General features: G+C 72.2%; 20 protein-coding genes. 8 read left to right on the top strand and 12 right to left on the bottom strand.

Annotated elements, in window-relative coordinates; genetic code table 11:
* Positions 1-16 precede the first annotated feature (16 nt).
* The 9 genes from murG to rsmH all read right to left on the bottom strand — a co-directional run bounded on the left by murG (position 17) and on the right by rsmH (position 12,253).
* Positions 17-1,114, bottom strand: coding sequence for an undecaprenyldiphospho-muramoylpentapeptide beta-N-acetylglucosaminyltransferase (gene murG / locus ABZ192_RS04275; protein ID WP_356923003.1), 1,098 nt, complete (start codon positions 1,112-1,114; stop codon positions 17-19).
* A 6-nt stretch (positions 1,115-1,120) separates the two neighbouring features.
* Positions 1,121-2,485 (bottom strand): putative lipid II flippase FtsW, encoded by a 1,365-nt coding sequence (gene ftsW, locus ABZ192_RS04270; protein WP_356923002.1) that lies wholly within the window; start codon positions 2,483-2,485, stop codon positions 1,121-1,123.
* A gap of 156 nt (positions 2,486-2,641) precedes the next feature.
* Positions 2,642-4,084, bottom strand: a complete 1,443-nt coding sequence (murD, locus tag ABZ192_RS04265; RefSeq protein ID WP_356923001.1) for a UDP-N-acetylmuramoyl-L-alanine--D-glutamate ligase — start codon at positions 4,082-4,084, stop codon at positions 2,642-2,644.
* On the bottom strand, positions 4,066-5,157 hold the full coding sequence (mraY, locus tag ABZ192_RS04260) for a phospho-N-acetylmuramoyl-pentapeptide-transferase (protein ID WP_037670865.1): 1,092 nt from the start codon (positions 5,155-5,157) through the stop codon (positions 4,066-4,068). The genes murD and mraY overlap by 19 nt, the downstream gene beginning before the upstream one ends.
* Positions 5,157-6,572, bottom strand: coding sequence for a UDP-N-acetylmuramoyl-tripeptide--D-alanyl-D-alanine ligase (gene murF, locus ABZ192_RS04255; RefSeq protein ID WP_356923000.1), 1,416 nt, complete (start codon positions 6,570-6,572; stop codon positions 5,157-5,159). Before murF ends, mraY begins: the two co-directional genes overlap by 1 nt.
* Before the next feature lie 28 nt (positions 6,573-6,600).
* The gene (locus tag ABZ192_RS04250) at positions 6,601-8,121 is read right to left on the bottom strand and encodes a UDP-N-acetylmuramoyl-L-alanyl-D-glutamate--2,6-diaminopimelate ligase (protein WP_356922999.1); all 1,521 of its coding nucleotides are present in this window, start codon (positions 8,119-8,121) and stop codon (positions 6,601-6,603) included.
* 287 nt (positions 8,122-8,408) lie between these two features.
* Complete coding sequence (locus tag ABZ192_RS04245) at positions 8,409-10,376, bottom strand: penicillin-binding protein 2 (protein ID WP_356922998.1); 1,968 nt, start codon at positions 10,374-10,376, stop codon at positions 8,409-8,411.
* A gap of 394 nt (positions 10,377-10,770) precedes the next feature.
* Positions 10,771-11,220, bottom strand: coding sequence for a septum formation initiator family protein (locus ABZ192_RS04240; protein WP_356922997.1), 450 nt, complete (start codon positions 11,218-11,220; stop codon positions 10,771-10,773).
* 31 nt (positions 11,221-11,251) lie between these two features.
* Positions 11,252-12,253 carry a 16S rRNA (cytosine(1402)-N(4))-methyltransferase RsmH gene (gene rsmH, locus ABZ192_RS04235; RefSeq protein WP_356922996.1) on the bottom strand — a complete coding sequence of 334 codons (1,002 nt, stop codon included), beginning with the start codon at positions 12,251-12,253 and terminating at the stop codon, positions 11,252-11,254.
* A 380-nt stretch (positions 12,254-12,633) separates the two neighbouring features.
* Here rsmH and ABZ192_RS04230 point away from each other — a divergent pair, with 380 nt between their 5' ends.
* The 4 genes from ABZ192_RS04230 (at position 12,634) to ABZ192_RS04215 (ending at position 18,258) form a co-directional block, all read left to right on the top strand.
* Positions 12,634-13,185: a carbonic anhydrase gene (locus ABZ192_RS04230; RefSeq protein WP_356922995.1), complete on the top strand. Its 552-nt coding sequence runs from the start codon at positions 12,634-12,636 to the stop codon at positions 13,183-13,185.
* Positions 13,186-13,463: 278 nt separating this feature from the next.
* On the top strand, positions 13,464-14,504 hold the full coding sequence (locus ABZ192_RS04225) for a MoxR family ATPase (protein ID WP_356922994.1): 1,041 nt from the start codon (positions 13,464-13,466) through the stop codon (positions 14,502-14,504).
* Positions 14,504-15,865, top strand: a complete 1,362-nt coding sequence (locus ABZ192_RS04220) for a DUF58 domain-containing protein (protein WP_356922993.1) — start codon at positions 14,504-14,506, stop codon at positions 15,863-15,865. Before ABZ192_RS04225 ends, ABZ192_RS04220 begins: the two co-directional genes overlap by 1 nt.
* The gene (locus ABZ192_RS04215) at positions 15,865-18,258 is read left to right on the top strand and encodes a DUF3488 and transglutaminase-like domain-containing protein (RefSeq protein WP_356922992.1); all 2,394 of its coding nucleotides are present in this window, start codon (positions 15,865-15,867) and stop codon (positions 18,256-18,258) included. Before ABZ192_RS04220 ends, ABZ192_RS04215 begins: the two co-directional genes overlap by 1 nt.
* A 129-nt stretch (positions 18,259-18,387) precedes the next feature.
* Here the strand turns inward: ABZ192_RS04215 and ABZ192_RS04210 are convergent, their stop codons facing one another.
* The 3 genes from ABZ192_RS04210 to ABZ192_RS04200 form a co-directional block, all read right to left on the bottom strand.
* A complete protein-coding gene (locus ABZ192_RS04210; RefSeq protein WP_356922991.1) occupies positions 18,388-18,789 on the bottom strand; it encodes a DUF3040 domain-containing protein in 402 nt (133 codons plus the stop codon).
* 279 nt (positions 18,790-19,068) lie between these two features.
* On the bottom strand, positions 19,069-19,875 hold the full coding sequence (locus tag ABZ192_RS04205; RefSeq protein WP_356922990.1) for a methyltransferase: 807 nt from the start codon (positions 19,873-19,875) through the stop codon (positions 19,069-19,071).
* A gap of 219 nt (positions 19,876-20,094) precedes the next feature.
* Positions 20,095-20,658 carry an SAV_6107 family HEPN domain-containing protein gene (locus tag ABZ192_RS04200; RefSeq protein WP_356922989.1) on the bottom strand — a complete coding sequence of 188 codons (564 nt, stop codon included), beginning with the start codon at positions 20,656-20,658 and terminating at the stop codon, positions 20,095-20,097.
* Between the two features lie 177 nt (positions 20,659-20,835).
* On the opposite strand from ABZ192_RS04200, the gene ABZ192_RS04195 reads away from it, so the two are divergent.
* From ABZ192_RS04195 to ABZ192_RS04180, 4 genes are all read left to right on the top strand, one after another.
* A complete protein-coding gene (locus ABZ192_RS04195; RefSeq protein WP_356922988.1) occupies positions 20,836-21,681 on the top strand; it encodes an ATP-binding cassette domain-containing protein in 846 nt (281 codons plus the stop codon).
* Positions 21,653-23,737: a YhgE/Pip domain-containing protein gene (locus ABZ192_RS04190; protein ID WP_356922987.1), complete on the top strand. Its 2,085-nt coding sequence runs from the start codon at positions 21,653-21,655 to the stop codon at positions 23,735-23,737. Before ABZ192_RS04195 ends, ABZ192_RS04190 begins: the two co-directional genes overlap by 29 nt.
* 92 nt (positions 23,738-23,829) lie before the next feature.
* Positions 23,830-24,459 carry a TetR/AcrR family transcriptional regulator gene (locus tag ABZ192_RS04185; RefSeq protein WP_356922986.1) on the top strand — a complete coding sequence of 210 codons (630 nt, stop codon included), beginning with the start codon at positions 23,830-23,832 and terminating at the stop codon, positions 24,457-24,459.
* A 488-nt stretch (positions 24,460-24,947) separates the two neighbouring features.
* On the top strand, positions 24,948-26,441 hold the full coding sequence (locus ABZ192_RS04180) for an NAD(P)/FAD-dependent oxidoreductase (protein ID WP_356922985.1): 1,494 nt from the start codon (positions 24,948-24,950) through the stop codon (positions 26,439-26,441).
* Positions 26,442-26,459: the final 18 nt, after the last annotated feature.

The raw sequence follows: 26,459 nt of genomic DNA, 5'->3' as shown, positions 1-26,459 counted from the left end.
CTTCCGTCATACGGTCCTAGCGGTGTGCACGAGCGGCGGCGATCGCCTCGTACACCATGCCGACGAGCAGGTCGTCGGCGTCCCGGCGGCCGAACTCGGCGGCGGCGCGGGACATCTGGTACAGCCGGTGCGGGTCGGCGAGCACGGGCAGGACGTTCTGCTGGACCCACTCGGGGGTCAGCTCCGCGTCGTCGACCAGCAGGCCGCCGCCGGCCTTGACCACCGGCTGGGCGTTGAGCCGCTGTTCGCCGTTGCCGATGGGCAGCGGGACGTAGGCGGCCGGGAGCCCGACGGCGGAGAGCTCGGCGACGGTCATTGCGCCCGCGCGGCACAGCATCATGTCGGCCGCGGCGTATGCGAGGTCCATCCGGTCCAGGTAACTTACCGGGACGTAGGGGGGCATTCCCGGCATCTGCTGGACGTGCGGCAGTTCGTTCTTCGGTCCGACCGCGTGCAGGATCTGGATTCCGGCCTGCTGGAGCCAGGGGGCCACCTGCTGGACGACCTCGTTCAGGCGGCGGGCGCCCTGGGAGCCGCCGGTGACGAGCAGCGTGGGCAGGTTCGGGTCCAGCCCGAACGCGGCGCGGGCCTCGGGGCGCACGGCGGCCCGGTCCAGGGTGGCGATGGAGCGGCGCAGCGGGATGCCGATGTAGCGGGAGTTGCGCAGCTTGCTGTCCGGCGTGGAGACGGCCACCTGGCTGGCGTATCGCGAGCCGATCTTGTTGGCCAGGCCCGGGCGGGCGTTGGCCTCGTGGATGACGATCGGCACGCCGAGGCGCTTGGCCGCGAGGTAGCCGGGCAGGGCGACGTAGCCGCCGAAGCCGACCACGGCGTCCGCCTTGGTGCGCTCCAGGATCTGCTCGGTCGCCTTGATCGTCCCGCGCAGCCGGCCCGGGACGGTGATCAGCTCGGGGGTGGGCTTGCGTGGCAGCGGTACGGCGGGGATCAGCGCGAGTTCGTACCCGCGCTCGGGTACGAGACGGGTCTCCAGGCCTCGCTCCGTGCCCAGGGCCGTGATGCCCACGGTCGGATCCTGCCTGCGCAGGGCGTCCGCGAGGGCGAGCGCGGGCTCGATGTGGCCCGCGGTTCCTCCGCCGGCAAGTACGACATGCACCGAAATTCACCGCTCTCCGGACGAACGCGCCGCCGAGGCGCGCCGTCGCATCGTGTTCCATCTCCGAGGACTCCGGCCGGAACCGGTTCCCCCAGCCCCCCGCTTTCTACCAAAGCGGGGTTGCCGCATCGCAAGCGCCGCCCGCGCAGCGGGCTCGTCCCGCGCGAAGGCGATCAGGAGCCCGATGGCGAACATGGTCGGCAGCAGGGCGGATCCCCCGTAGGAGAACAGCGGGAGGGGGACGCCGGCGATCGGCAGCAGACCGAGCACCGCACCGATGTTGATCACGGCCTGGGCCGTGATCCAGGTGGTCACGCCTCCCGCGGCATACCTCACGAAGGGGTCCTCCGTGCGTCCGGCCACGCGGATACCCGCATAGCCTAGAGCCGCGAAGAGGGCGAGTACCGACAGCGTCCCCGCCAGACCCAGTTCCTCACCGGTGACGGCGAAGATGAAGTCGGTGTGGGCTTCGGGGAGTTGGCCCCATTTCTCCACACTCGCACCCAGCCCGGAGCCGAAGATTCCGCCGGAGGCCAGGGCGTAGATGCCGTGCACGGCCTGCCAGCAGTCGACCGGTCCCGACTGGGGTTCGGTGGCGCCGAGGCACTGCAGGCGCGCCATGCGGTTCGCGCTGGTCTTGATGAGGATCAGGCCGAGGACGGCGGCGATCGACAGCACTCCGGCGAACAGGCGCGTGGGCGCGCCGGCCAGCCAGAGCAGGCCGAACAGGATGGCCGTGAGGATGATCGCGGTGCCCATGTCGCCGCCGATCATGATCAGTCCGAGCAGCATGAAGGCGGCCGGGACCAGCGGCACCAGCATGTGCTTCCACTGGGTCAGCAGCCTCTTGTCCTGCTTGCGGGCGAGCAGGTCGGCGCCCCACAGCACGAGGGCCAGCTTGCCGAATTCGCTGGGCTGGATCTGGAAGGAGCCGCCGACAGCGATCCAGTTCTGGTTGCCGTTGACCGACACTCCTATCCCGGGGATCTGCACCAGGGTCATGAGGAAGACGGCACCGGCGAGGATCGGGTAGGCCAGGGCCCGGTGCAGCTTCACCGGCATCCGTGAGGCGGCGAAGAGCAGTCCGGCGCCGATCACGGCGGCCAGCAGCTGCTTGCGGAAGAAGTACGAGCCCGGCAGCGACATCTGGAGCGCGGTGATCTGGGAGGCCGAGTAGACCATCACCAGGCCCAGCACGGTGATCAGCAGACTGCCGCCGAAGATGAGGTAGTAGGCGGTCAGCGGCCGGTCCCAGCCCTGGCGCGCACGCGTGTAGAAGGCCAGGACGCGGTTCTGGCGGGCGAGCCGGGGCGCGGCGGGGCGCTTGGGAGCGCGGGAGACGGGAGGCCGTCCGGTGCGGCTGGTGGGCATCGCCGCTCACCCCGCCTTGCCGGAGGGGAACGTTCCGCGGTCAGGGGGCGTTGTGAAGGACCCAACACTCCCTGGCCGCTCGTGCACCAGCCGCATCCGTGTCACGTGTCCCTCCCAGATACGCCCGGCGCCGCCGCCGGGCGAGGCGGACCCGGGTCAGCCGTCGGCGGAGCCGAGTTCGCGGACGGCGTCCGCGAAAGCGTCCCCGCGCTTGTTGTAGTTGGCGAACATGTCCATGGAGGCGCAGGCCGGAGCCAGCAGCACCGTGTCACCGGCCCGGGCGAGCCGCCGCGCCTCCTGGACCGCCGCGCGCATCGCCCCAGTGTCGGTCCGGTCGAGGTCGACGACGGGTACTTCGGGGGCGTGTCGCGCCAGGGCTTCGCGGATCAGCGCGCGGTCCGCGCCGATCAGCACGGCCCCGCGCAGCCGGGGTGCCGACTTGGTGACGAGCTCGTCGAAGGTGGCGCCCTTCGCGAGGCCGCCCGCGATCCACACGATCGACTCGTAGGCCGCCAAAGAGGCTTCCGCGGCATGCGTGTTGGTGGCCTTGGAGTCGTCGACGTACGCGACGCCGTCCACGTCGGCCACGTGCGCGATGCGGTGGGCGTCCGGGGTGAAGGCCCGCAGACCGTCCCGTACGGCCTTGGCGGGCACACCGTAGGCCCGTGCGAGGGCCGCCGCCGCGAGGGCGTTGGCGATGTTGTGCGGGGCCGGCGGGTTGACGTCGGCGACCTCGGCGAGCTCCTGGGCGTTCTTCTGCCGGTTCTCGACGAAGGCGCGGTCGACCAGGATGCCCTCGACGACGCCGAGTTGGGAGGGTGCGGGCGTGCCGAGGGTGAAGCCGATGGCCCGGCAGCCCTCCTCGACGTCGGCCTCGCGGACCAGGTCCTCGGTGGCCTTGTCGGCCGCGTTGTAGACACAGGCGACGCGATTGCCCTCGTAAATACGGCCCTTGTCGGCGGCGTACGCCTCCATGGAGCCGTGCCAGTCGAGGTGGTCGGGGGCGAGGTTGAGCACGGCGGCCGAGTGGGCGCGCAGCGAGGGTGCCCAGTGGAGCTGGTAGCTGGACAGCTCCACGGCCAGCACGTCGTACTGCTCCTCACCGAGCACCGCGTCCAGCAGGGAGACGCCGATGTTGCCGACGGCGGCCGTGCGCAGGCCCGCCGCCTTCAGGATCGAGGCGAGCATCTGGACGGTGGTGGTCTTGCCGTTGGTGCCCGTGACGGCGAGCCACGGGGCCGCGTCGGGACCGCGCAGGCGCCAGGCCAGCTCGACGTCGCCCCAGACGGGGACGCCCGCCCGCTCCGCCGCCGCGAACAGCGGCTTGTCGGGCTTCCAGCCGGGCGCGGTGACGATCAGTTCGGTGCCCTCGGGCAGGGTGTCGCCGTCACCGAGGCGCACGGTGATGCCGAGCGCCTCCAGCTCGGCGGCCTGCGCCCGCGCGCGCTCGTCCGCGCCGTCGTTGACGGCCGTGACGATCGCGCCGAGGCCGTGCAGCACCTTGGCCGCCGGGACGCCGGAGACGCCGAGCCCGGCGACGGTGACGTGCTTGCCCTGGAAGTCGAAGGGCTCCGGGGAGGTCACTTGTCCGCTGCCCATCCTGCGTAGAAGAGGCCCAGTCCGACGATCACACAAATGCCCTGAATGATCCAGAAGCGGACCACGACGAGCACTTCGGACCAGCCCTTGAGTTCGAAGTGGTGCTGGAGTGGCGCCATCCGGAAGACGCGCTTCCCGGTGAGGCGGAAGGAGCCGACCTGGATCACCACGGACATGGTGATCAGGACGAACAGGCCGCCGAGGATGGCCATCAGCAGCTCGGTGCGCGAGCAGATCGCGAGGCCGGCGAGCACACCGCCGAGCGCGAGCGAGCCGGTGTCACCCATGAAGATCTTGGCCGGCGAGGTGTTCCACCACAGGAAGCCCAGGCAGGCACCCATCAGCGCGGAGGCGACGACCGCGAGGTCGAGGGGGTCGCGCACCTCGTAGCACGCGCCCGGGTTGGTCAGCGTCTGCGCGTTGGCGCAGGACTCCTGGAACTGCCAGACGCCGATGAAGGTGTAGGCGCCGAAGACCAGCACGGAGGCGCCGGTGGCCAGACCGTCCAGACCGTCGGTCAGGTTCACGCCGTTCGACATGGCGAGGATCATGAACAGCGCCCAGACCACGAACAGCACGGGTCCGATCGTCCAGCCGAAGTCCGTGATGAACGACAGCTTCGTGGACGCGGGGGTGTTGCCGCGGTTGTCCGCGAACTGGAGCGAGAGCACCGCGAAACCGATGCCGACGATCAGCTGGCCGGCCATCTTCGCCTTGGCCCGCAGACCCAGCGAACGCCGCTTGACGATCTTGATGTAGTCGTCGAGGAAGCCGACCAGGCCCATGCCGACCATCAGGCCGAGCACCAGCAGCCCGGAGAAGGTCGGCGCCGCGTCGACGTCCGGGTCGAGATAGCCCGTGATCACCTTGGCCAGGAAGTACGCGGCGACCGTCGCGAGGATGAACGCGATACCGCCCATGGTCGGCGTCCCGCGCTTGCTGGCGTGCTCGCGCGGGCCGTCGTCGCGGATGTACTGGCCGTAGCCCTTGCGCGCGAGGAGCTTGATCAGCAGCGGGGTGCCGACCAGCGTCAGGAAGAGACCAATGACTCCTGCGAACAGGATCTGCTTCATCATCGGGCGGAAACCTCACCCTCGGCACCGGTCTCGAGCAGCGCCTGGGCAACGCGCTCGAGCCCGACCGAACGGGACGCCTTCACGAGTACGACGTCCCCCGGGCGCAACTCGCTGCGCAACAGGTCGATCGCCGCCTGTGCGTCGGACACGTGCACCGACTCCTCACCCCACGAACCCTCGTTATATGCGCCCAGTTGCAGCCAGGCGGCTTCCCTGCCACCGACCGCGACGAGCTTGCTGACGTTGAGCCGGACGGCGAGCCGTCCGACCGCGTCGTGCTCGGCGAGAGCCTCGTCCCCGAGCTCGGCCATCTGGCCGAGCACCGCCCACGTACGACGCCCCTTGCCGATGGCCACGAGCGCGCGCAGCGCGGCCTTCATGGACTCGGGGTTCGCGTTGTAGGCGTCGTTGACGACCGTCACGCCGTCCGGGCGCTCGGTGACCTCCATCCGCCAGCGGGAGAGGGAGCCCGCCTCGGAGAGCGCGACGGCGATCTCGTCTGCGGACATGCCCAACTCGTGGGCGACGGCGGCCGCGGCGAGCGCGTTCGACACGTGGTGCTCACCGTACAGGCGCATGGTCACATCGCTTGCACCGGAGGGTGTGTGAAGCCTGAACGCGGGCTGTCCGGTGTCCGTGAGTCGCACGTTCTCGGCGCGAACGTCCGCTTCGTCGGACTCTCCGAAAAAGATCACCTTCGCCTTCGTACGGGAGGCCATGGCCCGCACGTAGGGGTCGTCCGCGTTGAGGACGGCCGTGCCGCCGTCGGCCTCGGACGGGAGGGACTCGACGAGTTCGCCCTTGGCCTGCGCGATCTGCTCCCGGCCGCCGAACTCGCCGATGTGGGCGCTGCCGACGTTCAGGACGAGGCCGATCTTCGGGGGCGTCAGATCCGTGAGGTAGGAGATGTGCCCGATGCCGCGGGCGCCCATCTCCAGGACCAGGAACCGGGTCTCCTCGGTGGCGCTGAGCGCGGTCAGCGGCAGCCCGATCTCGTTGTTGAGCGAGCCGGGCGTGAACACCGTCGGCGCCTTGCGCTGGAGCACCTGTGCGATGAGGTCCTTGGTGCTGGTCTTGCCCGCCGAGCCGGTGAGGGCGACGAGCGTGGCACCGAGGCGCTGTACGACGTGACGGGCGAGCGCGCCGAGGGCGGTCTGGACGTCGTCCACGACGATCGCGGGCACGCCGACGGGCCGGGTGCCGAGCACGGCCACCGCTCCCGCCTCGACGACCGCCGCCGCGAAGTCGTGGCCGTCCACGCGCTCACCGGCGAAGGCCACGAACAGGCTGCCCGGCCCCGCCTCGCGGGAGTCCCGGACGACCGGGCCGGTGACCTGGACGGCCGGATCCGGTATGTCGTACGTCTGCCCGCCGACGACTTCTGCGATCTCGGCGAGGGAGAGGGCGATCACAAGTTCATCCCCTGGATCATGCGGGAATTCATCCCTGGGTCTTCTGAATGGCTTCGCGAAGCACCTGGCGGTCGTCGAAGGGACGGACCACCCCGGCGATGTCCTGGCCCTGCTCGTGGCCCTTGCCCGCGACCAGCACGGTGTCGCCCGGCTCGGCGCGGGCGACGGCGGCGGCGATCGCGGCGGCCCGGTCCTCGAAGACCGCCACTTCGCCACGCTCGTGCGCCGGCACGGAAGCCGCGCCCTGGAGCATCGTGGCGAGGATCGCGAGGGGGTCCTCACCACGGGGGTTGTCGGAGGTCAGTACGGCGGTGTCGGCGAGCCGGGCCGCGGCGGCGCCCATCGGCTCGCGCTTGGTCCTGTCCCGGTCGCCACCGCAGCCGAGGACGATGTGCAGCTTGCCCTCGGTGACCTTGCGCAGGGCGCGCAGCACGGACTCGACGGCGTCGGTCTTGTGGGCGTAGTCGACGACGGCGAGGTAGGGCTGTCCCGCGTCCACGCGCTCCAGGCGGCCCGGTACGCCGGGGACGGCGGCGACGCCGTCGGCGGCGGCCTGCGGGTCGAGGCCGGCGACGGCGAGGGCGACGATCGCGGCGAGGGTGTTGGCCACGTTGAAGGGGCCGGGCAGCGGCGACTTGGCGCTGATCCGCTCGCCCTTGGGCCCGACGACGGTGAACGTCGAGTCGAGACGGCCGACCTCGACGTCCTCGGCGCGCCAGTCCGCGTCGGGGTGGCCCTCGGCGGAGTAGGTGACGACCGGGACGGTGGCCTCGTTCGCCAGCCTGCGGCCGTACTCGTCGTCGACGTTGACCACGCCGAGTTTGCCGCGCTCCGGCGTGAACAGCTGCGCCTTCGCCTGGAAGTAGTCCTCCATGCCGGAGTGGAACTCCATGTGCTCCGGGCTGAGGTTGGTGAAGACGCCGATGTCGAAGACGCAGCCGTCGACGCGGCCGAGGACCAGGGCGTGGCTGGAGACCTCCATGGCCACGGCGTCGACGCCGCGTTCGCGCATGACGGCGAAGAGGGCCTGGAGGTCGGTGGCCTCGGGGGTGGTGCGCTCGGACTTGATGCGCTCGTCGCCGATGCGCATCTCGACCGTGCCGATCAGGCCGGTGGACCTGACGGTCTTCAGGCCGCCCTCGACGAGGTAGGCGGTGGTGGTCTTGCCGGAGGTGCCGGTGATGCCGATCTGGAGGAGGTCCCGGCCGGGGTGGCCGTAGATCGTGGCCGCCAGCTCGCCCATCCGTCCGCGGGGGTCGTCGACGACCAGGACCGGCAGCCCGGAGGCCGAGGCGCGCTCGGCGCCGGTGGGGTCCGTCAGCACGGCGGCCGCACCGAGGCTCGCGGCCTGCTCGACGAAGTCGGCGCCGTGCAGGCGGGCGCCCGGGAGGGCGGCGTACAGGTCGCCGGGGCGCACGGCGCGTGAGTCGTGGGTGATGCCCGTGACGTCGGCGGCGCCCTCCGGCGCGGGGGCACCCAGCTGGTCGGCCAGTTCCGCGAGGGGTGTGGCGGAGACCTGCGCCGGCCTGGGCGGCCCGGGGTATGTCACGGGATGGCCCTTCTGGGTGGTTTGAGACTGATCAGCGTGTGGCACGGCGGTGAGCGTACCGGGCGTACCCGCCTCCGGGCGAAGTGAGGGGCGGGGGGCGCTCTGGTTCCCGGGATCGGGGGTGATCGTTGTCACGGGGGCGGTCCTGGTGGCTCGGTGGTACTCGGTGCTGATCAGGGACTTGGCGGTGCGGGGTCGGTCGGTTCGATTCTCGGGGGGGGCGGGTCGGTTCCCGTGGGGTCGGTCCGGTTCTCGGGGCCGGTTCAGTTCTTGTTCTCGGGGCCGGTTCAGTTCTTGAACGTGACGGGCAGTCTCGCGGGCTTGGCCCCGGTCGGCGGGACCTGGAGGGACTTCAGTGCGAACTCCATGACCTGCTTGTACACGGGGCCGCAGATCTGGCCGCCGAAGTAGTTGCCCTTGGTGGCGTTCTGGATGGCGCAGTAGACGGTGATGCGCGGCTTGTCGGCAGGCGCGAATCCGGCGAACGACGACGTGTAGCCCTTGTACTTGCCGGTGGCCGGATCCACACGGTTGGCGGTGCCCGTCTTGCCCGCGACGCGGTAGCCGGGGATGCGCGCCTTGGTGCCCGTGCCTTCCTCGTCGTCCACGACCGACTCCAGCATCTGGGCGAGGGTCTTCGCCGTCTTGGCGCTGACGACCCGGGTCTTCTCGGGCTTGGGGGCCGGGGTGAAGCGGCCGTCCGGGCCCTTGGTGCCGCGTACGAGCGTGGGTTCGACGCGGACACCGCCGTTGGCGATGGTCGAGTACACCGACGCCGCCTGCATGGCGTTGATGGAGACGCCCTGGCCGAAAGGGATCGTGTACTGCTGCGAGGTCGACCACTTGTCGGGCGGGGCGAGGATGCCCTTGGTCTCGCCGGGGAAGCCGAGGCCGGTGTAGCTGCCGAGGCCGAACTTGCGCAGGTAGTCGTAGAGCACCTTGTTGGACTGGGCCTGGGTCCTGCCGAGCTGCCCGGTGGCGAGGATGGTGCCGATGTTGCTGGACTTGGCGAGGACGCCGTTGAGCGTCAGGTGCCAGGTGGGGTGGTCGATGTCGTCCTTGAAGAGCCGGTCGCCGCGGTGCAGCCGGTTGGGCACGACGACGTGGGTCATCGGCGTGGCGGCGCCCTCCTGGAGGACGGCCGCCATCGACATGACCTTCGCGGTGGAGCCGGGCTCGAAGGCGTCCTGGAGGGCCGCGTTGCCGAGGGCTGCGGGATCCGCGTCCGACAAGTCGTTGGGATCAAAACCGGGCGAATTGGCCATGGCCAGGATCTGGCCGGTGCGGGTGTCCTGGACGATGACGTAGCCGCGGTCGGCCGCGGACTCCTTCACCTGGTCGCTGATGGCCTTCTGGGCGGCCCACTGGATGTCGCGGTCGATGGTGAGTTCGACGTCGCTGCCGGGCACTGCGGGCGTCTCGGTGGAACCCGCGGTGGGGACGAGCCGGCCGCCGGACTGGGCGTAGCGGATCTTCCCGTCCTTGCCGGCCAGCTGCTTGTTCAGCTGGAGCTCGATGCCGCCGCCGGGCTTGCCCTCGCCGTTGACCCAGCCCAGTATCCCGGCGGCGAGGTCGCCGCCCGGGTACACGCGCTTGCTGGTGGCGACGGAGAAGACGCCGCCCAGGACGTTGTGCGCGGACTTGTCGGTCTGCTCCTTCTTGGCGAGCGCGGACTTCAGGTCCTTGATCTGCTTCCAGACCTGCGGGGTCTGCCGGGAGGCGAGCTTGACGTACCGCAGCGCCTTGTTCTTCGGCCGCAGCTTCTGGACCAGGGTCTCCTGCTCCTGGCCCAGGATCGGCGAGAGCAGCGCGGCGGCCTGCTCGGGCCCGTCCCCGATCTTCAGCTGGTCGGGGGCGAACATCGTGGGATCGGCCGTGATGTCGTAGGCGTCCTCACTGGTCGCCAGGGCCACACCGGACCGGTCCGTGATCTCCCCGCGGTCCGCCGCCAGCACCTGCCCGACGTACCTGTTCTGCTCGGCCTTGGCGGCATACGTGCTCGCGTCGACGGCCTGCACCTGGAACAGCCGTACGACGAAGGCGATCAGGACGAGCGTCAGCGCGAGCCCGACCAGACGCAGCCGGGGCCGGGGGCTGCCCAGCCGGAGCGGCTTGGGCGCCACCTGACGGGCCGGGCCCGGACGCCGGGCCGGACGGGCACCGGGCCCGGGACGACGCCGGGCGTCGGGACGAGCCGGCCTGGCGGGGCCGGGCACGCGGCGGCGCGGGGGTTTCCTGTCGGTCACTTCCGTCACCTGCCGGGGGTAGGGGTGGGCTGGGGACTGGCGGACGCGGTGACGGTCGGACGGGGGCCGGGGCGGCACCCGGCGCCACGGGCGGCGGCCGAACGCAAGCCCGAGCAGCACCCCGCACCACGGACGGCCGTCGGCGACGGCTGTTCCGTCGGCGCACGGAGCGCACCGCGCCGGCCGGGGGCCGCGGGACCGGCGGCCCCGGCGGAGCCGGGCACAGGGCAGCGCGGCGACTGCCCGCCGCGCACCCCCGTCGGCCGACCGCAAGCCGGGCCTGCCGCGCACCGGGAAGCGGAAACCGCGCCGAGGACCGGACGAACGCCCGGACCAGGAGGGCAGGCGGGCCCGGCGAGGGCCGGCACGCGGCGGCGCGGGGGTTCCCCGTCGGTCACGTCCGTCACCTGCCGGGGGTCGAGGTGGAGCCGTTGGGCATGGCCTCGGGGGCCAGGACCACGGGGAGGTCGGCGGAGCCCTGCCGGACGCCCGGGGCGGGGCTGGGGACGCCCTTGACCGTGCCGTCGGGGGCGAGGAAAGCGGGGTCGCCGCCGGGGACCATGCCGAGCTCGCGGGCGCGCCGCTGGAGGGCCTCGGGAGCGGAGTAGGCGTCGATGTCCCGCTGGAGGGCCTGTTCCTCGTCGGTGAGGCTCTTGGTCTCGCGCTGGAGGTCGTCGAGCTTGAACGCGCCTTCGCTGAGGGCCGAGTTCAGCACCAGGAGGCCGATGAGACCACCGCCGAGCAGGAGGACCACGAGGAGGACGAACGGGGTGCGGGCCGCCTGCCCGCGGCCGGTCGGGAAGAGTTGCGCGAGACGGGCCGCCCTCCCCTTCAGTTCGGGTTTGCTGCTCACGCGCGCTCCCTCGGTCCGGCCTGCAAACGCCTCACTCGACGTCCTCCCTGATGCGCTGGGCGCCGCGCAGCCGCGCCGGTGCCGCCCGCCGGTTCTCGGCGATCTCCTCCTCGGTGGGGAGTTCGGCACCCCGCGTGAGCAGCTTGAGCCGCGGCTGGTAGCGCTCGGGCACGACGGGCAGCCCGGGCGGCGCCGTGGTCGCGGCACCCGCCGCGAACACCTGCTTGACCAGCCGGTCCTCCAGCGAGTGGTACGACAGCACGGCGATCCGCCCGCCCACGTCCAGCGCCTTCACGGCCGCCGGGACCGCCCGCTCCAGGACGGCGAGCTCGCCGTTGACCTCGATACGCAGGGCCTGGAAGGTGCGCTTGGCCGGGTTGCCGCCGGTGCGCTTGGCGGCCTGCGGCAGCGCGTCCCGAATCAGCTCGACCAGCCGCGCGCTGGTGCTGAACGGCTCCTTCTCGCGCTCGCGCACGATCGCGGACACGATCCGCTTGGCCTGCTTCTCCTCGCCGTACGCCCTCAGGATGCGCACCAGCTCGCCCGGCGGGTACGTGTTGAGGACCTCGGCGGCGCTGACTCCGGACGTCTGGTCCATGCGCATGTCGAGCGGGGCGTCCTGGGCGTAGGCGAAGCCGCGGTCGGCCTCGTCGAGTTGCATGGAGGAGACGCCGAGGTCGAACAGCACGCCCTGCACGCGCGCGATGCCCAGTTTCTGCAGCACCTCGGGGAGCTCGTCGTACACCGCGTGGACGAGGGTGGCGCGCTCCCCATAGGGCGCGAGGCGCTCGCCGGACAGGCGCAGGGCCTCCTTGTCACGGTCGAGGGCGACGAGACGGACTCCGGGGAACCTCTCCAGGAGCGCCTCACTGTGGCCGCCGAGGCCGAGGGTGCAGTCGACGACCACGGCGTCCGGGCCCTCCAGGGCGGGTGCCAGCAGGTCCAGGCACCGCTGGAGCATCACCGGGACGTGTCGACTCTGTCCCTCCCGTCGCCCGCCACCACCCTCATTCGAATGCGCTTCGTGCCCCATCGATCCTGGGCCCTCTCAGATCCGGCGCGGCCCCTACGCACCGCCGGGTCCCCGCCCGCTCGTGAAGGGGAGGCCTGCCGGCGCCGGAAGCGTCAGCCGACCGGGAGCGGGAGGAGGCCGAGCCGTACGTACGCGCCGCGCACGTGGGGAGATCTCCGGTCGTCGCCGGGGTCTCCGGGGAAAACAGTCCAGCGGGGAGGGTCTCGCCTCCCGCTTCGCGTCACTTTAGTCCACCCTGTCTCCCGGTCAATCAACCGGCCTGCGCGTCGCGACCGCCGGCACACCACCCTTGTGGGTTACCTCACACCACAGGCCGGCTGACATTCTTTGTCCACTCTCACAAGAGGCTCGGACGGGGTGTGACCAGTAACGTCATGCATATGACGACTTCTGCATCGGTTCCCACAGCCTCGGAGAACACCCCGGCCGGCGGCGGCACGGTCACCGACCGCCTCGTCGACGCCAACGCCCGGTACGCCGCCGAGTTCACCGACCCGGGGATGGACGCCCGGCCCGTGCTCCACGTCGCCATCGTGGCCTGCATGGACGCCCGGCTCGACCTGCACGCGGCACTCGGCCTCGAACTGGGTGACTGCCACACGATCCGCAACGCGGGCGGCGTGGTCACCGACGACGTGATCCGCTCGCTCACCATCAGCCAGCGCAAGCTGGGGACGCGCAGCATCGTCCTCATCCACCACACGGGCTGCGGCCTGGAGAGCCTCACCGAGGACTTCCGCAACGAACTGGAGGCCGAGGTCGGCCAGCGCCCGGCATGGGCGGTGGAGTCCTTCCGGGACGTCGACCAGGACGTACGGCAGTCGATGCAGCGCGTGCGCACCTCGCCGTTCCTGCCGCACACGGACGACGTGCGGGGGTTTGTCTTCGACGTGAAGACCGGCCGGCTGCGTGAGGTCGACCCCGCCGTCTGACCTGGCCGCCCGCCCCGGACACAACCTGCTGCAGCTGTCGAAAGCCTGTCAGTCACACGTTCGAATGGTCGCAAGGCGGACATATCGCGGCCAGTTATCCACAGTCGAGTGACACGAATCGGTAACGGCAGCAAGAATGCGGGAGTGGCGTCACGCGGAACGTTTCGCGCGTGGTGTCCGTGGTTCGGGGTGGGCCGGCCCGCGTCTTGGGGCGTCGGCCCGGAAATATGGGGTATCCCGTGCTTCCTGAGAGCAAGGGAAAGGCCGAGGAGGGCCGGGTGACGACCTATGACGATCGAGCGAGCCTCACTGATCTGACCGCCGTGGTGGAACGCGTGCGGGAGTCGGTGGAAGGCGTGATCGAGGGCAAGCCCGAGGTCGTACGGCTCTCGCTGACCGTACTGCTCGCCGAGGGACATCTGCTGATCGAGGACGTCCCGGGCGTCGGCAAGACGATGCTCGCCAAGGCACTGGCGCGGTCCATCGACTGCTCGGTACGGCGCATCCAGTTCACGCCCGACCTGCTGCCCTCGGACATCACCGGTGTGTCCATCTGGGACCAGCAGCGCCGCGACTTCGAGTTCAAGCCGGGCGCGATCTTCGCGCAGGTGGTGATCGGCGACGAGATCAACCGCGCCTCGCCCAAGACGCAGTCCGCGCTCCTGGAGTCCATGGAGGAGCGCCAGGTCACCATCGACGGCCAGACCTACGAGCTGCCCAGCCCCTTCATGGTGGTGGCGACGCAGAACCCGGTCGAGATGGAGGGCACCTACCCGCTGCCGGAAGCCCAGCGCGACCGCTTCATGGCCCGGGTCTCGGTCGGCTACCCGAGCGCCGAGGCCGAGCTGCAGATGCTGGACGTGCACGGCGGCGTCTCGCCGCTGGAAGACCTCCAGCCCGTGGCCCACGCGCACGAGATCCTCAAGCTGATCGAGGCGGTGCGCGGCGTCCACGTCGCCGAGCCGGTCCGGCGCTACGCGGTCGAGCTGGTCGGCGCCACGCGCACGCACCCCGACCTGAGACTGGGCGCCTCCCCGCGCGCGACGCTGCACCTGCTGCGCGCGGCGAAGGCGTCCGCGGCCCTGAGCGGCCGGGAGTACGCGCTGCCGGACGACGTGCAGGCACTCGCCGTCGCCGTCCTGGCCCACCGCCTGCTGCCCACCGCCCAGGCCCAGCTCAACCGACGCACGGCCGAGCAGGTCGTCGAGGAGATCCTCCAGCGCACTCCGGTGCCGGCCGCGCCCCAGCAGCAGAGCGGGTTCGGCGGCCTCGGCCGGGGCGTGCCGGCGTATCCCCAGCAGCCGCCGCGGAGGCTGTGATGACCACCGCGGGGACGGGGCAGGCGGAGGCCGACCGGGGCGAGCAGGGCGGCATCCGCACCGCCCTGGCCGGTCTGACCACCCGCGGACGCTCCTTCCTGGCCGCCGGCGTCGCGGCCGCCGTCTGTGCGTATGTGCTCGGGCAGAGCGATCTGCTGCGCGTGGGCCTGCTGCTGGCGGTGCTGCCGCTGGTGTGCGCGACGGTGCTGTACCGCACGCGCTATCGGGTCGCGGGCAGCCGCCGCCTCTCCCCCGCGCGCGTGCCGGCCGGCAGCGAGGCCCGGGTCCACCTGCGGATGGACAACGTCTCGCGGCTGCCCACGGGCCTGCTGATGCTCCAGGACCGGGTGCCGTACGTACTCGGCCCCCGGCCCCGTTTCGTGCTCGACCGGGTGGAGGCGGGCGGCCGGCGCGAGGTGTCCTACCGGGTGCGCTCCGACTTGCGCGGCCGCTACCCGCTGGGCCCGCTCCAACTGCGCCTGACCGACCCGTTCGGCATGTGTGAGCTGACCCGGTCCTTCTCGACGTACGACACCCTGACGGTGATCCCGCGCGTGGAGGCGCTGGCGCCGGTGCGCCTCAGCGGCGAGGCGAAGGGGTACGGCGACGGCCGGCAGCGCTCGCTCGCGCTGGCCGGCGAGGACGACGTGATCCCGCGCGGGTACCGCTACGGCGACGACCTGCGCCGGGTGCACTGGCGCTCCACCGCCCGCTACGGCGAGCTGATGGTGCGCCGCGAGGAGCAGCCGCAGCGCGCCCGCTGCACGGTGCTGCTCGACACCCGGGGCATCGCCTACCAGGGCGCGGGACCGGACTCGGCCTTCGAGTGGGCAGTGTCGGGCGCCGCGTCGGTGCTGGTGCACATGCTCGAACGGGGCTACTCGGTACGGCTGCTGACGGACACCGGCAACGCGGTACCCGGCGACGGCGGGGACGGCTTCGCGGGCACGAGCCAGGAGTCGGCGGACGCGGCCGGGCTGATGATGGACACCCTCGCGGTGATCGACCACTCCGACGGCGCGGGCCTGTCCCGGGCCTACGACGTGCTGCGCGGCGGGAACGAGGGGCTGCTGGTGGCCTTCCTCGGCGACCTGGACGAGGAGCAGGCGGCCGTGCTGGGCCGGATGCGGCAACGCAGCCCGGGCGCGGTCGCCTTCGTGCTGGACAGCGACACCTGGGTGCGGGAACCCAGCGACGTACCCGGTCCGTTGGACCGGAGCGGGGAGCGGCTGCGCATGCTGCGCGAGGCGGGCTGGACGGCCCTCGGCGTGCCGCGGGGCGCCTCCGTGGACGAGCTGTGGCGGCAGGCCGACCGGGAGCGCAGGGGGCTGGCCGCCACGGGCGGCGGGGAGGGGCCGTGATGAGCGGGCGGGTACGACTGACGCTGGGCGCGTGGGCGGCCACACTGATGGCCGCGTGCGCTCTGCTGCCCCTCGTCAGACCGGCGACGTGGATCGCGCAGGCGGCCTTCCTGCTGGCCGTGCAGGCGGGCGTGGGTGCCGCGACCCGCAGGGTGCCGCTGGCGCGGCCGCTCACGGTGGCGGCCCAGGCCGTGGTCACGGTGGTGCTGCTGACGTTCCTGTTCGCCCGTGAACAGGCACTCGCCGGGCTGGTGCCCGGGCCGGAGGCCCTCGACCGCTTCGCGCTGCTGCTCCGGCAGGGCGGGGAGGACATCGCGCGGTACGCGATCCCGGCGCCCCTGGAGTCCGACGGCATCCGGCTGATGCTCATCGGCGGTGTCCTGATCATCGGGTTGCTGGTGGACACCCTCGCGGTGACCTTCCGCAGCGCCGCCCCGGCCGGTCTGCCGCTGCTGGCGCTGTACTCGGTGGCCGCGGGGCTGTCCGACGGGGGCGCGGACTGGCTGTGGTTCCTGGTCGCGGCGGCGGGCTATCTGATGCTGCTCCTGACCGAGGGCCGGGACCGGCTCTCCCAGTGGGGCCGGGTCTTCGGCGGGGCCCCGCGCACGGCCGGAGGGGAACCGAGCGGCGCCGTCGCCCCGGTCCGCACCGGCCGGCGCATCGGCGTGGTCGCGCTGGGCATCGCCCTGGTGGTGCCGCTCGGCCTGCCCGCGATGAACGGCGGCCTGCTGGACTCCGTGGGCACGGGCGCGGGCGGCGGCACGGGCAACGGCGGCACGATCTCCGCCGTGAACCCGCTGGTGTCGCTGCGCGACAATCTGAACGTGGACGAGGACCGGCAGGTCCTGTCCGTGAAGACGAAGATGGCCGACGTCTCGGACCTCTATCTGCGGATCGTGTCCCTGGACGACTTCGACGGCACCACCTGGAAGCCGTCCCGGCGCTCCATCACCGCCGTCCCCGACGGCACCTTCCCGACACCGATCGGCCTCGGCTCCGACGTCAAGCGCACGGAGGTCGCCAGCACGATCACGGCGGCCGGCTGGTACGCCCAGGACTGGCTGCCCATGCCGTACCCGCCGAGCGACGTCAGCATCCGGGGCAACTGGCGTTACGAGCCCCTGGGCATGACGCTGGTCGGCGACCACGGCCAGAACACACGAGGGCTGACGTACCAGGTCAAGAGCCTGGACGTGCAGCCGACGGCGGAGCAGCTGGCCTCGGCGCCGCCTCCGCCGGGGGCCATCGAGCGCGACTTCACCAAGCTGCCCGACTCGCTGCCGGCGGTGGTGGGCCGCACCGCCCGCCAAGTCACCGCGGGCGCCGCCAGCCCCTACGACCAGGCGGTCAAGCTCCAGGACTGGTTCGCGGTGACCGGCGGCTTCGAGTACGACACCCGGGTGCAGGTCGGCAGCGGCTCGGAGGGCATCGCCCGCTTCCTGAAGGACAAGCAGGGCTTCTGCGTGCACTTCTCCTTCGCGATGGCGGCGATGGCCCGCTCCCTGGGCATACCGGCCCGGGTCGCGGTGGGCTTCGCGCCCGGTTCCCCTCAGGCGGACGGCTCGGTGTCGGTGGGGCTGCGCGACGCGCACGCCTGGCCGGAGCTGTATTTCGAGGGCGTGGGCTGGACCCGCTTCGAGCCGACCCCGAACCGCGGCTCGATGCCGCAGTACACCCTGCCGGACGACACCGGCAGCTCGGTGCCGGACGAGGCGCGCCCGTCCCAGACGTCGTCCGCCGCGCCGTCCCCGACGCCCTCGACGAGCGACAGCTGCACGCCGGAGCAGAAGAAGCTGGACGGCGGATGCGCGAGCGAGTCCCCGCAGGCGGTGCTGCCCACCGGCGACGACGGACCGAAGTGGTACGCGCTCCTGGCCTGGGCCCTGAGCGGCCTCGCCGTCCTGGCGCTCCCGCTGGCACCGATGCTGTGGCGCCGGCGGACCCGCGCGGTCCGGCTGGGAGCGCACGGTCGCGGCGAGGCGGACGCGCTGCCGCACACGCTGGCCGTGTGGCAGGAGCTGACCGACACGGCCTGGGACTTCGGCATCGCGCCGGACGAGTCGCAGACGCCGCGCAAGGCCGCCGCCCGTATCGTCCGGCTGGGCTCCCTCGACGCGACGGCCGCGGCCTCGGTGCACCGCGTCGCGGACGCGGTGGAGCAGGTCCTGTACGCCCCGCATCCCCGCCCGACGGCGGGCCTCACGGACGACGCCCGCCGTGCGGCAGCGGGCCTGAGCGCCGGGGTCGGGCGCGGTGCCAGGCTCCGTGCGGTCCTGGCCCCGCGTTCGACCGTGCGCGTGGTGTGGGCGGTGTCGGCCTGGTGGTCGGGCGTGCGGACCCGTGTTCTGTCGCTGCGGCCGACGTGGCGGAAGGCATCGGGCCAGCAGGGCTGACGGGCCCCGCGGTTGGCTGTCACCCTGGTAGGCAGGCACGCCGGTACGCATGCGTCAGGGGTGACCACCCGGTAGGTGGTCACCCCTGACGCATGCGTGTGTGCGTGTCCTGGAGAGCTGCGCTCCGGGCTAATGGCCGCCCTGCTCGTCGCGGCGCTTCTGCCAGCGCTGCTCGATGCGGTCCATCATGGAGCGCTTTTGCCGACCCTGTCGGCGGGCGGCCTGCTGTCCGTCGGCCCCGGCCGCCTGTTCACCTGGCTTCGGGGCCTTGCGCCAGCCGGTCACGGCGAGCACCGCACAGCCCAGCATGACGAGGAAGCCCACGACGCTGAGCCAGACCTGCTTGGCGACCATACCGGCCATGAGGAGCGCAATACCTACGAGGAAGCCCGCGACCGCCTGGTAGACCCGCCGCCGGGTGTACGTACGCAGCCCGCTTCCCTCGAGCGCCGACGCGAACTTGGGATCTTCGGCGTACAGCGCTCGCTCCATCTGCTCGAGCATGCGCTGCTCGTGCTCCGAGAGCGGCACGGAGTCCTCCTCATCGTGCAGTCGCCGGGGCGACCCGGGGGGTCTCTTCAGGATAGGCAGGGAATCGCCCCCGTGAAACCCGCCCCTCTGCGCCAATTGGCCAACCGGAATCCGCCATGAACGACCCGGCTCGCTGAGGCTTCCATTCCCCGGCGGCCGACCCGTCATGCCGGAACGGTCTCCCTCGATCATACGGCGCCAAGCCGCCGTTCGGGGGGCCTGTGGCGTACTCCATGCACAGCCAAGGCGCTGATCAGCGGCGGTACCCCACCAGGGGCCTCAGGCCTCGGCAGACCCACCAGCCTCGTTTGCCTCGTCAGTCCCAGGAGTCTCAGTTGTTTCACCCAGCACATGAAGCTGCGTGGCCACCGAGTGGAAGGCGGGAAGCTCGGCGGCTGCCTCCTCCAGCTTCAGCAGCGCCTCCAGGGCGCCAGGCTCGGTGTCGACGAGGACGCCGGGCACGAGGTCGGCGAAGACCCGCACGCCGTGCACGGCGCCGACACGCAGGCCCGCGCCCTCGACCAGCCCGGTGAGCTGTTCGGCGGTGAAGCGGCGCGGGACGGGGTCACCCGTGCCCCATCGACCGTTCGGGTCGTCGAGCGCCTGCCGGGCCTCCTTGAAGTGCCCGGCGAGGGCACGGGCCAGCACGGCACCGCCGAGACCGGCGGCGAGCAGGCTGAGGACGCCCTCCGGGCGCAGGGCGGCCACCGCGTTGCGGACACCCTCGGCCGGGTCGTCCACATACTCCAGGACGCCGTGGCACAGCACCGCGTCGTAGCCACCGCGCTCGGCCACGTCGAAGAGGCCGTGGGCGTCGCCCTGCACGCCCTTCACCCGGTCGGCGACTCCCGCCTCGGCGGCGCGGCGCTCCAGGGCGAACAGCGCGTTGGGGCTGGGGTCGACGACGGTGACCCGGTGGCCGAGACGGGCGACGGGCACCGCGAAGTTGCCGCTGCCGCCTCCGGTGTCGAGGACGTCCAGCGACTCCCGACCCGTGGCCTTGACCCGGCGGTCCAGGGCGTCCTGGAGGACCTCCCAGACCACGGCGGTACGGAGTGAGGCGCGGGGGCGCATCGGGTCCGACACGGCAGTTGACTCCTCGGCGCGGCACCGCCTCTTGCGCGGCGGAGCGAACGGGGCGTCTCCCCCGGCCCCGGCGAGGGGGAGGGAAGACTTCAGGCGTCCCCCACCCTATTGCCTTCGGCAGGCCGGGCCCTATTGCCTCCGGCAGGCCTGCCGGCCTGGGCCGGTGCTCACCCGGACACGCCTCGGTCCGACCGGGCGGGCCCGCGCCGCCGGGGCCGCTCAGCCCGCGTCCGGCATGTCCCGCCCCTCCCCCGGCCGCTCCGGCTGGTCCTGGTCCGGGCGGGGCTGCGGGAGGACCGGCTGGAGGACCAGCATGCGCTCGACGAGGCGGAGGAACATCGCCACGTCCCGTATCAGGTCGTCGGCGTCCCGGCTGCTGGCCGCGTCCCGGATGCCCGCCTCGGCCCGGGCGCGACGCCGGGCACCGGAGGCGAACAGGGCGCTCCACTCGGACAGTTCGGGCGCGATCTCGGGGAGCACTTCCCAGGCGCTCCTGATCTTGGCCCGGGCCCGGGGTGAGGTCTCCGGGCGGCCCCGGGCGGCGAGTACGGCGGCGGCGGTGCGGAGGGCGGCTAGGTGGGCCGTCGCGTAGCGCTCGTTCGGTGTCTCCAGGACGGCGGCCTCGTCGAGGGCGGCGTGGGCCTGGGCGAGCAGGTCGAGGGCGGCGGGCGGGGCCGTGGCCCGGCGCAGCACGGGGTGCACGTCGCTCGCCGGTCCGGTCAGTGAGGGGGCAGGGCCGGTGGCACGGCGCCGGCGGGCGGCTGCTGCGTGGTAGCTGGCCATGACGAACCTCCTGTCGTCTGTGTGACGGCACGTCCGGTGAGGAGTGCCGTATGTGACCCATCGTGAGGTATGGCACTGACAATCCGTTCTGACCTGCTGTTTTGCTTCGATCGTAGGTGCGGAGTAGTTTTTGCACTGACCAGTCAGTTCAAATTCTCCGAAGATCGAGGGAGACTCGTGGGGGAACGAGGGGGAGGGGCGCGGGTCGCCGCCGCGGGCCTTGGGGTCAAAGGGCCGCGCGGGTGGGCGTTCCGCGGGATCTCCGTCGACGCCGAGCCGGGATCGCTCGTCGCGGTCGAGGGGCCGTCCGGGTCCGGCCGTACGTGCCTGCTGCTCGCGCTGACGGGGCGCATGAAGATCGCGGAGGGCGCGGCCACGGTCGGCGAGGCCAGGCTGCCCAAGCAGCTGTCGGCGGTGCGCCGGGTCAGCGCCCTGGCCCATGTGCCCGGGGTCAGCGAGCTCGACCCGGCCCTGACCGTCGGTGAGCACCTGCGGGAACGGGCGCTGCTCCAGCGGCGGTTCGGTGACTCCCTGCGCGGGCTGTTGCGCCCCCGCGGCGAGCGGGCGGCCGAGGCCGGGCAGCGCGTCGACGCGGCACTGGCCGCCGCCGGCCTCGACCTGGAGGCGCTGCCCAAGGGGCCCCGTACCTCCGTACGCGATCTGGAGCGCCTGGAGGCGCTGCGGCTGTCCATCGCCCTCGCGCTCGTCGGCCGGCCCCGGCTGCTCGGGGTGGACGACACCGACCTCAAGCTCTCCGACGGCGAGCGGGACGAGGTCTGGTCCCTGCTCAGGTCCCTCGCCGACGCCGGGACGACGGTCGTGGCGGTGTGCAGCGAGGCCCCGGAGGGCGCCGTCAGGGTGTCCACCGAGGAGAGCCAGGACGCCCGGGAGGACCAGGACGCCAGGAACCAGGTCGGCCAGGAGAACCAGGACGACAGCGACGATCACCAGGCCGCCGAGGGCGAAGAGGCCGGTCAGGGAGAGGAGAAGGCCGATGCGCTCGCCGAAACTCGCCGCGCTTGAGCTCCGCCGCTTCGGCCGGGGCAAGCTGCCGCGCGCCGCGCTGGTCGCGCTGCTGGTGCTGCCGTTGCTGTACGGCGCGCTGTACCTGTGGTCGTTCTGGGACCCGTACGGCCGTCTGGACCGTATCCCCGTGGCGCTCGTGAACGACGACAAGGGGGCGACCGCCGACGGGAAGGAGATCACGGCGGGCGACGACATCACCAAGGGCCTGCACGACAGCAAGACCTTCGACTGGCGGGAGGTGAGCGCCGCCGAGGCCCGCAGGGGTGTCGAGGACGGCACCTATTACCTGTCGCTCACCATGCCGGCCGACTTCAGCGAGCGGATCGCCTCCAACTCCGGGAACTCCCCGGAGACCGGCGCCCTCCAGGTGCGCACCAACGACGCGAACAACTACATCGTCGGGCAGATCTCCCGGACGGTGTTCAGCGAGGTGCGCCAGGCCGCGTCCACGAAGACGTCGCGGTCCTTCCTGGACAAGATCTTCGTCTCGTTCTCCGACATCCACGGCAAGACCGTGAAGGCGGCGAAGGGCGCCGACCAGCTCAAGGGCGGCATCGGCAAGGCCGAGAAGGGCTCCAAGGACCTCGCCGACGGCCTGAGGGACGCCAAGGACGGCAGCGGCAAGCTGTCCACGGGCCTGAAGAAGCTCCACACGGGCGCGGACGACCTGGAGGACGGCTCGAAGCAGGTCGCGGACGGCACGCAGAAGCTCGCCGACAAGATCAACGGAACCGCCGGCAAGGTCCGCCCCTTCCTGAAGGGCAACGAGCAGACCATCGGTGACACGGCCCGGCTCGTCGCCGACTCCTCCGGTGTGATCCGCAAGCACCTGGACACCCTGGCGAAGAGGGCTCCGACCGCGGCCAAGGGCGCCCGTACGGCGTCGGACACGCTGAACGGCGTCTACGCCAGGCGCTGCGAGGACCCCGTGCTGCCCGATGCCGCCTGTGCCGACCTGAAGAAGGCCAAGGAGGCGGCGGCCGACGCGGCCCTCATCGCCGACGACGTCAACACGCTGATCGCGGACCACAACGGCGATCTGGCGAAGCTGGACAAGAACCTCGCCACCCTCCAGAAGCAGTCCCAGGCCCTCGCCGAGCGTGCGCCGCACCTCTCCGAAGACCTCGACGACGCCGTCAAGAAGATCAACAAGCTGAACGACGGGGCGGCCGAGGTCGCCGCTGGTGCGAAGAAGCTGCACAAGGGGCTCGGCACGGCCAAGACCGGTGCCGTCGACCTGAACAAGGGCGTCGGCCGGCTCAAGACGGGCGCGGACGACCTCAGCGGCGGCATGTTCAAACTCGTCGACGGCTCCGGCAAGCTCGCCGGCGGGCTGCACGACGGGGCGGAGCGCATCCCCGACTACGACAAGCAGGACCGCGACCGGCGCACCGAGGTCATGGCCGACCCCGTGCGGCTCGCCTCCCAGGACCTGCACAAAGCGCCCAACTACGGCACCGGGTTCGCCCCGTACTTCATTCCGCTGTCCCTGTGGGTGGGCGCGATGGTGGCCTACATGCTGATCACGCCGATGAACCGGCGCGCGCTCGCAGCGGGTGCCCCGGCATGGCGGATCGCGCTGGCCGGCTGGCTGCCGGTGGTGGCGATCGGGGTGCTCCAGACGGTGGCCCTGATGTCGGTGCTGCACTGGGCGGTCGGTCTGGAGATGGCGCGGGCGGCCGGGACGGTGGGCTTCCTGTTCCTGGTGACGGCGTGCTTCGCGGCGATCGTGCAGTGGCTGAACGCGCGCTTCGGTGCGGCGGGCCGGATCCTCGTCCTCGCCCTGCTGATGCTCCAGCTGACCTCGGCGGGCGGCACCTACCCCGTGCAGACCAGCCCCGGCTTCTTCAACGCGCTCCACCCGTTCCTGCCCATGAGTTACGTCGTCGAGGCGCTGCGCAGGCTCATCACGGGCGGTGGTCTGGAACCGGTGTGGCACGCGTGCGTGGTGCTGACGGCGTTCACCGCCGGCGCCCTCGCGCTGACCGCCGTGGCGGCCCGCCGCCGCCAGGTGTGGACGCTGGACCGGCTGCACCCGGAGCTGACCCTGTGAGCCCTTCGGCGACCTCCCCGGTGAACCCTTCGGCCTCCCCTGTGAGCCCTTCGGTGACATCCCCCGGAAAGGTTCCTGTGACAATCAGGGCCATGGAAAGCAGCAGTGCCGCGTCGGGCGGCAGCACGCGCCGCGAGGCCACCCGGCAGAAGCTCTACGAGGCGGCCGTCACGCTCATCGCCGAGCAGGGCTTCTCCGCCACGACCGTGGACGAGATCGCCGAGCGTGCCGGAGTCGCCAAGGGCACGGTCTACTACAACTTCGCGAGCAAGTCCGTCCTCTTCGAGGAACTGCTGCGGCACGGGGTCGGCCTCCTCACCGCCTCCCTGCGGGAAGCGGCCGAGCCGACCGCCCGGGAAGGCGGCACCAAGGTCGACGCCCTGGACGCGATGATCCGCGCTGGGCTGGTCTTCATCGACCGCTACCCGGCCTTCACGCAGCTGTACGTGGCCGAGCTGTGGCGCACGAACCGGGCCTGGCAGTCGACGCTGATGGTGGTCCGGCAGCAGGCCGTCGCGGTCGTGGAGGACGTGCTGCGCGCGGGCGTGGCGGGCGGCGAGTTCAGCGACGAGATCGACGTCCCGCTGACGGCGGCCGCGCTGGTCGGCATGGTCCTGGTGGCCGCGCTGGACTGGAAGTCCTTCCAGCCGGAGCGCTCCCTGGACGACGTCCACGCGGCGTTGTCCCGGCTGCTCCAGGGGCGGGTGAGCGGCTGCCGCTGAGGACACCCCCTGAGCGCTGCCGCCGAAGGCACCCGAACGCAGACGTGAAGGCGCCGGTCCGCCGTGGCCGCGTCCCCCGCGGGCCACCTCGAACCGGCGCCTTCCGTGCTCCCCCGTTTTCCTGCTCCCCCGTACGTCCCCCCGCAGGACCCCCGTTCGGTCGTCCCCCGGTTCTCCCCCGTGCCTCGCTCCCGCCGACACCGTCGGCGGAAGGAGCGGATCGCGGGCCCGGTCCCGTTCCGGCGCCCCGTGTCGCCGGTACCGGGGCCGTGCCCCCTCTCCGTGCCTCCACTCTCTCGTTCTCGCAGGTCGTCTCCCATCCGCGCGCGTACTCAACTCCCCCACTAGGTACACGTACTCAGCCCTGCGCACGCGGCCCCAGGACGCTCCGTGCCCGACTGGTCACGATCACCTCCGCGCCCGTACTCGGAGCCCACCGCGGGGGCTCTCGGCGGGGGCTGTCAGTGGGGGCCGATAAAGTCCCTGGCATGGCACGGATTGCGGTGATCGGCGCCGGGATGGGCGCCATGGCGGCGGCGGCCCGGCTGGCCGTCGCGGGCCACCGGGTGGTGGTGTACGAGCGGACGGACACCTACGGCGGAGCGCTGCGCCGCTTCGAGCGCGAGGGGTTCTCCTTCGACACCGGCCCCGGCCTGCTGCCGCTGCCCGCCGTCTACCGCGACCTGTTCGTCAAGACGGGCAAGGAGCCGCTGGAGCGTTGCGTCGACCTGGTCCAGGTCGACCCCTCGTCCCGGCACGTCTTCGCGGACGGCACCCGGGTCTCACTGCCGAACGCCTCGCGCGCGGGCGTCGTGACGGCCCTGGACGAGGCGCTCGGCGCCGGGGCGGGGAAGCGGTGGGGGGACTTCCTGGTGCGGGCCCGCGAGGCCTGGGACCGCACGCGCCGCCCCCTCCTGGAGGAGCCGCTGTGGCCGAACTGGCAGGTGCTGGCCGCGCGTGAGCCGTACCCGGCGGTGCCTCACAAGCGGCTGCTGCGCACCCGCCGGGCCGGCACGCTCGCCGAGGTCGGCGCCTGGGAGCTGCGGGACGCCCGGCTCACCGCCCTCCTGGAGAGCCACGCCCTGGCGTACGGCCTGGACCCCCGGACGACTCCGGCGAGCGCGGCCGTGCTGCCCTACATGGAGCACGCCTTCGGCATCTGGTACGTGCGCGGCGGCCTGCGCGAGCTGGCCCGCGCGGTGTACGAGCGGTGCGTGGCCCGAAAAGTCGAGTTCCGTTTCGGCGCCGACGTGACCGGGGTGCTGGAGAAGGACGGCCGCGCCTCGGGGGTGGAACTCGCCGACGGCACGGTCGCGGAGGCGGACTTCGTCGTCGCCGGTGTCGCGCCCGGCGCGCTGGACCGGCTGTCGGCACAGGCCGTGGTGCGAGGTGACGGCGACGTGCCGCCGCAGCCCGCGGCGGCGAGCCGGGTCACGGTGCTGCTCGCCCTGCGCGGCGCCCGCCCCGAGGGCACGGCACATCGCACGGTGGTCCACGCGGCGGACCGCGAGGCCGAGTTGGACGCCCTGTTCGGCACGGCGGCGCAGAACCCGCGTCCCACGGTCACGGTCCTGCGGCCCGACGACCTGGAACTGGTCCCGGACCCGGACCACGAGGCGGTCACGCTCACGACGGTGGTGCCCGCCCGGCCCGGCGAGCCCAGCGACGCCCTCGCCGAGAACATGATCATGGTCGCCGAACGCGCCGTACCGGATCTGCGCGACCGCCTCCTCTGGCACGAGGTGCGCACCCCGGCCGACATCGCCGAGGCCACGGGCGCGCAGGGCGGGGCGGTGCCGGTGCCCGCCCTGGCGGCGGACGGGGGGCGTCTGCTGCATCCGTCCAACAGCACGCGCGTGCCCGGTCTGTTCACCGTCGGCGGCTGGGCGCATCCCGGCGGCGGTCTGCCGCACGCGGGTATGTCGGGTGCGCTGGTGGCGGGACTGATCGTGGAGGGACCGGAGTTCCGGGGCTCTCAGTGAGCTCGCCGCCCCAGCGGC

The sequence above is a fragment of the Streptomyces sp. NPDC006235 genome (assembly GCF_040613735.1).
GTDB lineage: Bacteria > Actinomycetota > Actinomycetes > Streptomycetales > Streptomycetaceae > Streptomyces.
The sequence above is the reverse complement of the archived record's forward strand: the minus strand, read 5'-3'. Positions and strand labels throughout refer to the sequence as shown.